Origin of the sequence: Pseudomonas sp. B37(2017) (genome assembly GCF_002112885.1) — a bacterium.
GTDB classification, from domain to species: domain Bacteria; phylum Pseudomonadota; class Gammaproteobacteria; order Pseudomonadales; family Pseudomonadaceae; genus Aquipseudomonas; species Aquipseudomonas paraglycinae.
Window position 1 is genome coordinate 503,574 of record NZ_NEIX01000004.1, and the last position, 9,284, is coordinate 512,857.

The window sequence follows — 9,284 nt, forward strand, 5'->3', positions numbered from 1 at the left end:
AACACCATGGGATTCAATTGCGGCATCGTCGGCCTGCCTAACGTCGGCAAGTCCACCCTGTTCAACGCCCTGACCAAATCCGGGATCGCGGCCGAGAACTTCCCCTTCTGCACCATCGAGCCGAACAGCGGCATCGTGCCGATGCCGGATCCGCGTCTGGACGCTCTGGCGGCCATCGTCAATCCGAAGCGCATCCTGCCGACCACCATGGAATTCGTCGACATCGCGGGCCTGGTTGCCGGCGCCTCGAAAGGTGAAGGCCTGGGCAACAAGTTCCTGGCCAACATCCGCGAAACCGACGCGATCGCTCACGTCGTGCGCTGCTTCGAAGACGAGAACGTGATCCACGTTTCCAACAGCGTCGACCCGAAGCGCGACATCGAAATCATCGACCTGGAACTGATTTTCGCCGACCTCGACAGCTGCGAGAAGCAACTGCAGAAAGTCGCGCGCAACGCCAAGGGCGGTGACAAGGACGCAGTGGCCCAGAAGGCCCTGCTCGAACAACTGATCCCGCACTTCACTGAAGGCAAGCCTGCACGCAGCCTGATGAAGAACATGAGCGCCGACGAAAAAGCGATCATCAAGGGCTTCCACCTGCTGACCACCAAGCCGGTCATGTACATCGCCAACGTCGCTGAAGACGGTTTCGAGAACAACCCGCACCTGGACGTGGTCAAGGCCATCGCCGAAGAAGAAGGCGCGATGGTTGTTCCGGTCTGCAACAAGATCGAAGCGGAAATCGCCGAGCTGGACGACGGTGAAGAGAAAGACATGTTCCTTGAGGCCCTGGGCCTGGAAGAGCCTGGCCTGAACCGCGTGATCCGCGCCGGCTACGAAATGCTGCACCTGCAGACCTACTTCACCGCCGGTGTCGAAGAAGTCCGCGCCTGGACCGTCCGCGTCGGTGCCACCGCACCACAAGCCGCCGGCGTGATCCACACCGACTTCGAGAAAGGCTTCATCCGCGCCGAAGTGATCGCCTACAACGACTTCATCCAGTACAAGGGCGAAGCGGGCACCAAGGAAGCCGGCAAATGGCGTCTGGAAGGCAAGGATTACATCGTCAAAGATGGCGACGTGATGCACTTCCGCTTCAACGTGTAAAAGCTGCACCCAAGAAAAAGCCGCGTTTGATACGCGGCTTTTTTGTGCCTGAAATTCGGCCCGTCAGGCCTTTTGGGTTCTCGGCAGGAAGATCGCCAGCACCCCGAACAGCGGCAGGAACGAGCACAGGAAGTACACGTACTCAATGCCGTGAATGTCCGCCAGATGCCCGAGCAACGCCGCACCGATCCCGCCAAATCCGAACATCAGACCGAAGAACACCCCGGCAATCATTCCGACATTGCCCGGCACCAGTTCCTGCGCGTACACCACGATCGCCGAGAACGCCGAAGCGAGGATGAAACCGATCACCACGCTCAGAACGCTGGTCCAGAACAGGTCGACATGCGGCATCAGCAGCGTGAACGGCGCCACGCCAAGGATCGAGAACCAGATCACCGCCTTGCGCCCGATCTTGTCGCCAATCGGCCCGCCGAAGAACGTGCCCGCCGCCACCGCGCCGAGGAACAGGAACAGATGCAGCTGTGAACTGGCCACCGACAGGTCGAACTTCTCGATCAGGTAGAACGTGAAGTAGCTGGTCAGGCTGGCCATGTAGAAGTACTTGGAGAACACCAGCAACCCGAGCACCACCAGCGCGCTGATCACCCTGCTCTTCGACAGTCCGTGAGTGGCGGCCTGGCCGGCCTTGAGCTTGAACAGGTTCAGGTGATGGGCGTACCAGCGGCTGATGCGATAGAGCACGAACAGCGCAAACACCGCGAACAGTCCGAACCAGGCCACATTGCCCTGGCCGAAAGGAATGATGATCGCCGCTGCCAGTAACGGGCCGAATGCCGAACCGGCATTACCACCGACCTGGAACGTCGATTGCGCCAGACCGAAGCGCCCACCCGACGCCAGCCGCGCGATACGAGAAGCTTCAGGGTGGAAGGTCGAAGAGCCGATACCGATCAGCGCCGCTGCCAGCAGAATCAAAGGGAAACTGCCAACCATCGACATCATCACGATACCGATCAGCGTGCACACGGAACCTGCCGGCAGCAGCCACGGCTTCGGATGCCGGTCGGTGTGATAACCGACCCACGGCTGCAACAGCGAAGCGGTCAATTGGAACGTCAAAGTGATCAGGCCGACCTGGGTGAAACTCAGGCCATAGTTGGCCTTGAGCATTGGATAGATCGACGGCAGCACTGACTGGATCAGGTCGTTGATCAAATGCGCCAGCGCCACCGCGCCAATGATGCGCATCACCAAAGGGCTGCTTTGTGGAGGAGCGGACGCCGAGGCAGCGGCGGTCTGAACGTTGCTGATAGCCATGGGAGTTTCCGGACTGCAGATGGGTGCACGCGGGCAGGTGCGTCAATGTGCCATTTTTCGGTGCGCCAGCGCCATCCCCTTAGCCAGCTAACGAACTATTCAGTCGTCGCGCCACAAGTGATAGCGCAACGCCATGGTCTGAATCTTGCCTTGCTTATCCGCTTGAACGCGGCGCCCTTACAAAGGGCATCGAGAATGGGAAGTTTCGCTACAGAGCCGGCCTACAGAGCGGGCAAGGGTGAACTTTCGAGGCCTTTTAGCAGGGCACCAATCCCGGTCGCAACGACCGCGATGCACGCCGATGGTGCGTGGTGTCCAGAGGAGTCATGGGGCATGCAGGCTTTTTTATCACCGGGGATCAGGTTGCTGGGGCGGTTTGGCTTCGCGCGTAAATTCCAGTTGTTGTTTCTGCTGTTTATCCTGCCATTGGCCGGCAGCCTGTTGATGATCGGCCAGGACTATCGCGAAAAACTCAACCTGATTGCCGGCGAACGTGCCGGTGTGCGGCAGTTGCTCGCCCTCGATGCACTCGACAATCTGCTCGCCGCCCAGCGCGACCGCGCCGCCCGCTGGCGCGCCACGGAAACCAACCGCCAGCCGACGCCCGCGACCCTCGCCGCGATGGCTGCGTTCGATGGCGTACAACCTGCTGTTGCCCAGGCGACGCTGGACTTGGGCAATGCCTTGCAAGCCGAAGGCGCGGAAGGAGAAACCCTGACTCGCTATCAGGCGCTGCAAGCCGCGCTCAATGGTCTGGACTCGAAAAGCCTTTCCGGTGTCGGTTGGTGGCCGGACGGTTACGACCGATTCACCAACGCCCTCAGCGCCCTGCAAGCGTTGCGCGAACAGATCGCGATGGACAACCGTCTGATCCTTGCACCGTGGCTGGAAACCTATCTGCTGACGCAGATTTCCACCCAGCACGCACCGGACCTGATCGAACGTGTCGGCCGACTGGCAGCCGTCGGCCAGGCGTCGGTGGTATCCGGCCAGTTCACCCTGCAAAGCCGTCTGCAACTGCGTGACCTGCGCAGCCGCATCGGCGATGCCCGTGAGCAGTTGGTGAAAACTGCGAGCCTGCTCGAAGCGCGTCTGCCGCCGGCCCTGCAAGGCTGGGCCGGGCAATATCACGACAGCCTCAAACAACTGGATGCCGGTCTGAAAGTGCTGGATGACGGCGTGTTCGGCGGCAGCATCAATCTCAAGCCTGAAGAGTTCGAGCGCACTCTCGATGCCCTGCTCGGCAACCTCGCCACGCTGCGCCAGCAATCGCTGGTGTCGCTGGATCAGCGCCTGGATGACTACCACGGATCGGCGATTCGTCAGTTCATCGTTGTCGCCGCTGTGTTCGGTTTCCTGTTGCTGGCGGCGCTGTATCTGTTCGTCTGCCTGCAAGCCTCCATCCGTCGTAGCGCCAGCGGCATCACGCTGCTGGCCGAGGCTCTGCGCGACGGTAATCTGAGCCTGCAAGTGCCGGTCGTGGGCCGCGATGAATTGGCTTCGATCAGCACCGCACTCAACGTGGCGGTGGTGCAATTGCGCACCAGCCTGCTGGGTGTCGATCACGAGACTTCGCAACTGAGCAACGCGGTGCGCAGCCTCAACGATCACTCCAGCGGCGCTCTCAGCGAAGTCGAGGCCCAGCAATTGCAGATCAGCCAGATCGCCGCAGCGGCCACGCAACTGGCGGCGACGTCTCAAGGCGTGGCGCAGAGTTGCGAACAGGCTTCCGGCAGCGCCCAGCACACCCGGCGCATCGCTGCCGACAGCAGCCGTGACAGTCAACGGACCACGGCGAGCATTCAGCAGCTCAATCAGCGCCTGAACGAAACTGCCGCAGCGCTCGGCCGGGTCAGCGAGCAAGGGCAGCAGATTCAACTGGTGGTCGACACCATTCGCGGCGTCGCCGAACAGACCAACTTGCTGGCGCTCAACGCCGCCATCGAAGCCGCGCGGGCCGGGGAGCAAGGTCGCGGTTTTGCCGTGGTGGCCGACGAGGTGCGCAGCCTGTCGCAACGTACGCAATCGTCCACGGCGCAGATCGCCGGCACGGTCGACAGCCTGCGCAATACGGTCAATGAAGCCGTGAGCCTGATGGAGGCTGCCTGCGGCCAGGCGCAATCGGACGCGGAAGCGGTCACGGGACTTGGCGAACGCCTGGGGGAAATCGCCAGCGCCGTGCAGAGTGTCACCGACACCCTCGCCCAGATCGCCACGGCAGTCGAAGAACAGGCGAGCACCGCCGATGAGGTCAGCGGCAATATCCAGCAGGTCGATCAAGCGGCGGTTCGTCTGCTCGAAGGCGCGCGGGCCGTGAATCTCGCGGCGGACACCTTGAGCCAGGGCAGCCATGCCTTGAGTGCGAATACCGGGAGATTTCAGCTGCGATGAAAGCCCCTCCCGCCCCGATTTTCGGCGCGGGAGGATAAGCGGTTGAAAATAAGAAGAAATATTTTAAATTTACGCTTGACGCTTTTCCATTTCAGGGGAATAATGCGCGCCACTTGGCTACATAGCTCAGTTGGTTAGAGCATAGCATTCATAATGCTGGGGTCCGGGGTTCAAGTCCCTGTGTAGCCACCAAGTACTAAAAACGGCTTACCGAAAGGTAGGCCGTTTTTTTATGCCTCGAGAAAAGTGCCGGCCATCGTCAGCCGGCATTTTCTTTTATCCGGCCAGTGCCGCCAGCCCTTTCGTCCAGATCTGCCGCGTGCGCAAACCGACCATCGCCCGCCAGTCAGGATCGGCGGGATAGAACTGCTCCAGCAGATTCAATTTGATCTCGCGCCCCGTCGCATCCAGCGGATCGCCATGCAGATGCAGCCAGTGATCGTCGCGCAGGTAACGATGCACGTCCGGCCCCGGATAAGTCCCGCACTCGATCACGAACGGCATCAGTTGCACATTCGGCAGCGCATTGAGCAGTGCCTGCGAGGTGTAGCCGGTGGCGGTTGCCGCAACGCCGGTTTCACTCAGGGTTTCGGCTCCAGTGTGCAGCGTGTAGAGCCACGGGCCGTAAATCGACTGCGCCTTGGCCAGCGCTGGATACGGCGCCTGGGTAATCGTCAGCAGCATCGGATGCCCGTACTCGCCTGCGCCGGTGTGCAGGTCGAAACACATCACGGTTTCAGCACCGGCCAGATGATTCTCGATGATTGAGTGCAGCGTGCGATTCGACCAACTCGGCGCGAGTCCGCCAAAGAACAATCCGTCGGGATGACTGTGCTGACCGCCCTCGACAATCGACATGACAGCCGGCCAGCCGTGCTCGGCAATTTGCGCATCCAGCAAGGCATCAGCCTTTTGCCGCTCGGGGCCATTCAAATCGGTGCAGGCGTAAATTTCATGCAGCGCTGCGTAAGCGCGGTTGTCCGGAAGCGGTCGGTTGAAATCCAGGTGATTGCGGTTGAGGTCGATATTGTCTTCGTTGACCCGCCGCAGCCACGTCGTGCCCCACGGGTTGATCAGGTGAACCATCACGACCGCGACATCCTTCGGCAGCGAGTCCGGCGTGAAATGCTCGAACCAGTCGATCTGGCACTCCGATCCGTAATAACCCTCAACCCCGTGGGTGCCGCTGAGCGCCACTAGGCGCCGTTTGGCCGCTGGATCCCCCAGCACCGCGACATCGGTACTCAAAGACTCGCCAAACGGCCCATTGAGCGGATGCGCGTACGAAGAGAGCGTTGCACCCGCAACCTTTGCGGCGGCTAGAAAGCGCTCGCGTTGTTCGCGATAGCTGGGCTGGGTCGGAAACTCGTTGTGCATGGCGGCCTCTTGTTGATTGTTCTGGCTTCACGTTTGCCCATGACCCTACAGAAAATCCGCCAAGGCATGAAGGACAAAGATACCTCCGGTTTGCGTCGTACACGGTCGGCCGATACAGTCCGTCAGACTTTTATCCCACGGACGGAGAGCCCGCGTGTTTCCAGCCCTGCCCCTGAACCGTTTTCGCCTGCCCGCCCTGACGCTGATCGTCAGCGCCATCGCCCTCACGGCCTGCAACGCACCGCCCTCCTCGACCCTGCCGCTGGCACCGGAAGCCGCCTCCGGTTACCGCACCGGCCTGCAAGCCAGCCACGCCGAAAAACACATGGCCGCCGCTGCCAATCCGCTGGCCGCCGAGGCCGGTCGCGAGATGTTGCGTCAGGGTGGTTCCGCCATCGATGCCGCCATCGCGATGCAAGCCGTGTTGACCCTGGTCGAACCGCAATCCTCCGGGATCGGTGGTGGCGCGATGATCGTGCTGTGGGACGGCAAACAAGTGCGCACCTACGACGGTCGCGAAACCGCACCGGCCGGTGCGACCGAGAAGCTGTTCCTGCAGGCCGATGGAAAACCGATGCCGTTCCCGCAGGCGCAGATCGGTGGACGCTCCGTCGGCACCCCAGGGGTAATGCGTGCATTAGAGCTGGCGCACAAAAAGCACGGCCGCTTGCCGTGGGCGACATTGTTCGAACCGGCGATCAAACTGGCCGAGCAGGGTTTTGCGATCTCCCCGCGCCTGCATTCGCTGCTGGAATCCGACCCGGTGATTCGCCGCTCGCCGGACATGGCCAAGTACTTTCTGAACAGCGATGGCAGCGTCAAAGCCGTCGGCACTCGCTTGCAGAATCCGGCGCTGGCCGCCGTGCTCAAACGCATCGCCAACGAAGGTGCGGACGCACTGTACAAAGGCCCGATCGCCGAAGAGATCGTGGCCAAGGTTCAGGGCCACGCCAACCCCGGCAGCCTGTCGCTGAACGACCTTCAGCACTATCAGGCCAAGGAGCGCGCGCCCCTGTGCACCGACTACAAACGCTGGCAGGTTTGCGGGATGCCGCCGCCATCATCGGGCGGAATTGCAGTGGCGCAGATTCTCGGCACCTTGCAGGCGCTGGAAACCCGCGATCCGCGCCTGTCCCTGACGCCGCTCAAACCTGTGAAGACCGATAAACCCGCCGGCATCGAACCTGCGCCGCAAGCCGTGCACCTGATCGCCGAAGCCGAGCGCCTGGCCTACGCCGACCGCGCGCAATACGTAGCCGATACCGACTTTGTGCCGGTGCCGGCCAAGGGCCTGGTCGATCCGGGTTACTTGGCCAGCCGCGCCAGCCTGATCGGCGAACGCAGCATGGGCACAGCCAAACCCGGCACACCGCCGGGCGTGCAGGTCGCCTACGCGCCGGATCGCTCGCCGCTGCGCATTTCCACCTCGCAAGTGGTGGCCGTGGATGACTTCGGTGGCGCCGTCTCGATGACCACCACCATCGAAGCAGCGTTCGGCTCGCACCTGATGGTTCAGGGTTTCCTGCTCAACAACCAGATGACCGACTTCTCGTTCATCCCCGAAGAGAACGGACAGAAAGTCGCCAACCGCGTAGAGCCCGGCAAACGCCCGCGCTCATCGATGGCGCCGACCTTGATCTTCGACCGCAACAGCGGCGAGTTCGTCGCCACCGTCGGTTCTCCCGGCGGCTCGCAGATCATCGAATACGTGGCCAAAACCACCGTCGGCCTGCTCGACTGGAACCTCGACCCGCAAAGCGCGATCAGCCTGCCCAACTTCGGCAGCCGCAACGGCCCGACGGAACTGGAACAGGGCCAGTTCAGCCCGACGCTGATCCAGGCACTCAAGGACAAGGGCCACACCGTCAACGAAATCGACATGACCAGCGGCACCCAGGCAATCGTGCGAGTCAAGGATGCTCAGGGGAAGACAACGCTGGCAGGTGGGGCGGATCCTCGGCGTGAAGGGGTAGCGTTGGGGGATTGAATCAACACTGCCAACTGAAAAAGGCTTACCGAGAGGTAAGCCTTTTTTGTAGGTCCATGAATCCAATTCGGCTAAATCACGCTGCCTTTTCCTACACCGGAAAAATGCTGTCCGGGATAGAGTTTTCCTCCACTGAATTCACTCCCCCCTTTCCCTCCACTGCCGACAGCATCGGTAAAAGTCATCAATTGACACCAACCATTTGTCCAGTATCCACCGACAGACTTGCAGCAGTCCCACAGCGGGACTAGGATCACGCCATGAGAATCATCGCCATCAGTCAGCTAAAAGTCTTTTGGGAACGATATCCGGAAGCAGAGCAGCCATTGCTGGCATGGATAGACGAAGCAAGAAAGGCAAGCTGGAAAACACCTGTGGATATCAAGTCACAGTTTGCTTGCGCCAGCATTCTGAAAAGCCGAAGAGTTGTATTCAATATCAAAGGCAATTCCTATCGCCTGATTGTCGCCGTGGCGTACCGCTTTGGCGCGGTGTACATAAAATTTGTCGGCACTCACAAACAGTACGACGCAATCGACGCTGATACCGTCGAAATGGAGTAACCCATGAACATACGTCCGATTCATACCGAAGAAGACTACCGTGCGGCGCTCAAAGACGTGTCCGCTCTTTTCGAGAATGAGCCAGAGCCCGGCACGCCTGAAGGTGATTACTTCGACATCATGATCACCCTTATCGAGGCCTATGAGGCCAGACACTTCCCACTCGACCTGCCCAACCCGATTGACGCCATAAGGTTTCGGATGGAGCAGTCCGGGCTGTCAGCCGCCGATCTCGCTCCAGCAATTGGCCGGACAAACCGCGTTTATGAAGTTCTGAATGGCAAACGCGCGCTGACGCTTCCCATGATCTGGAAGCTTCACGAATTGTTCGGTATCCCGGCAGAGAGTCTGATCAAACCCATGAAATCGGTCTGATAAAAAACAATCGTGCAGGCACCTCAACATGTATTGCCTACCCTGAATTCCGCACCCACCCAATGAAGAAGGCTTACCGAGAGGTAAGCCTTTTTTGTAGGTCCTGTCTCGTCCTGAATAAGGTTTACACCTTCTGGCTTCTTTTCAGGAGTGTGCAATGGATTCGGGCGCAAAACGCAGTCAACGCGATTACACGCTGACTT

Annotated in this window: 7 protein-coding genes and 1 tRNA gene; 6 read left to right on the plus strand and 2 right to left on the minus strand. The window is 60.4% G+C overall.

The annotated features are described in order from the left end of the window. Window positions 1-6 precede the first annotated feature (6 nt). Window positions 7-1,107, plus strand: a complete 1,101-nt coding sequence (ychF, locus tag CAF90_RS14210; RefSeq protein ID WP_085607001.1) for a redox-regulated ATPase YchF — start codon at window positions 7-9, stop codon at window positions 1,105-1,107. 63 nt (window positions 1,108-1,170) lie between these two features. Here ychF and CAF90_RS14215 read toward each other — a convergent pair whose 3' ends face one another. Further along, entirely contained in the window at window positions 1,171-2,388 is a 1,218-nt protein-coding gene (locus CAF90_RS14215) for an MFS transporter (RefSeq protein ID WP_085607003.1), read from the minus strand. 333 nt (window positions 2,389-2,721) lie between these two features. On the opposite strand from CAF90_RS14215, the gene CAF90_RS14220 reads away from it, so the two are divergent. Together CAF90_RS14220 and CAF90_RS14225 are read left to right on the plus strand one after the other, a co-directional pair. Continuing rightward, the gene (locus CAF90_RS14220) at window positions 2,722-4,779 is read left to right on the plus strand and encodes a methyl-accepting chemotaxis protein (protein ID WP_085607005.1); all 2,058 of its coding nucleotides are present in this window, start codon (window positions 2,722-2,724) and stop codon (window positions 4,777-4,779) included. 115 nt (window positions 4,780-4,894) lie between these two features. After that, window positions 4,895-4,971, plus strand: a tRNA-Met gene (locus tag CAF90_RS14225). Window positions 4,972-5,055: 84 nt separating this feature from the next. Here CAF90_RS14225 and CAF90_RS14230 read toward each other — a convergent pair. Beyond that, on the minus strand, window positions 5,056-6,156 hold the full coding sequence (locus tag CAF90_RS14230; RefSeq protein ID WP_085607007.1) for a M14 family metallopeptidase: 1,101 nt from the start codon (window positions 6,154-6,156) through the stop codon (window positions 5,056-5,058). A gap of 154 nt (window positions 6,157-6,310) precedes the next feature. On the opposite strand from CAF90_RS14230, the gene ggt reads away from it, so the two are divergent. From ggt to CAF90_RS14245, 3 genes are all read left to right on the plus strand, one after another. Beyond that, window positions 6,311-8,143 (plus strand): gamma-glutamyltransferase, encoded by a 1,833-nt coding sequence (gene ggt / locus CAF90_RS14235; RefSeq protein WP_085607009.1) that lies wholly within the window; start codon window positions 6,311-6,313, stop codon window positions 8,141-8,143. 260 nt (window positions 8,144-8,403) lie between these two features. Continuing rightward, complete coding sequence (locus tag CAF90_RS14240; RefSeq protein ID WP_064378527.1) at window positions 8,404-8,706, plus strand: type II toxin-antitoxin system HigB family toxin; 303 nt, start codon at window positions 8,404-8,406, stop codon at window positions 8,704-8,706. Window positions 8,707-8,709: 3 nt separating this feature from the next. Beyond that, a complete protein-coding gene (locus CAF90_RS14245; protein ID WP_074692315.1) occupies window positions 8,710-9,081 on the plus strand; it encodes a type II toxin-antitoxin system HigA family antitoxin in 372 nt (123 codons plus the stop codon). Window positions 9,082-9,284: the final 203 nt, after the last annotated feature.

What these genes read in the sequence shown, in the direction of transcription:
- ychF (WP_085607001.1), top strand. Translation starts at nt 7, where the DNA reads ATGGGATTCAATTGCGGCATCGTCGGCCTGCCTAACGTCGGCAAGTCC.
- CAF90_RS14215 (WP_085607003.1), bottom strand. Translation starts at nt 2,388, where the DNA reads ATGGCTATCAGCAACGTTCAGACCGCCGCTGCCTCGGCGTCCGCTCCT.
- CAF90_RS14220 (WP_085607005.1), top strand. Translation starts at nt 2,722, where the DNA reads ATGCAGGCTTTTTTATCACCGGGGATCAGGTTGCTGGGGCGGTTTGGC.
- CAF90_RS14230 (WP_085607007.1), bottom strand. Translation starts at nt 6,156, where the DNA reads ATGCACAACGAGTTTCCGACCCAGCCCAGCTATCGCGAACAACGCGAG.
- CAF90_RS14240 (WP_064378527.1), top strand. Translation starts at nt 8,404, where the DNA reads ATGAGAATCATCGCCATCAGTCAGCTAAAAGTCTTTTGGGAACGATAT.
- CAF90_RS14245 (WP_074692315.1), top strand. Translation starts at nt 8,710, where the DNA reads ATGAACATACGTCCGATTCATACCGAAGAAGACTACCGTGCGGCGCTC.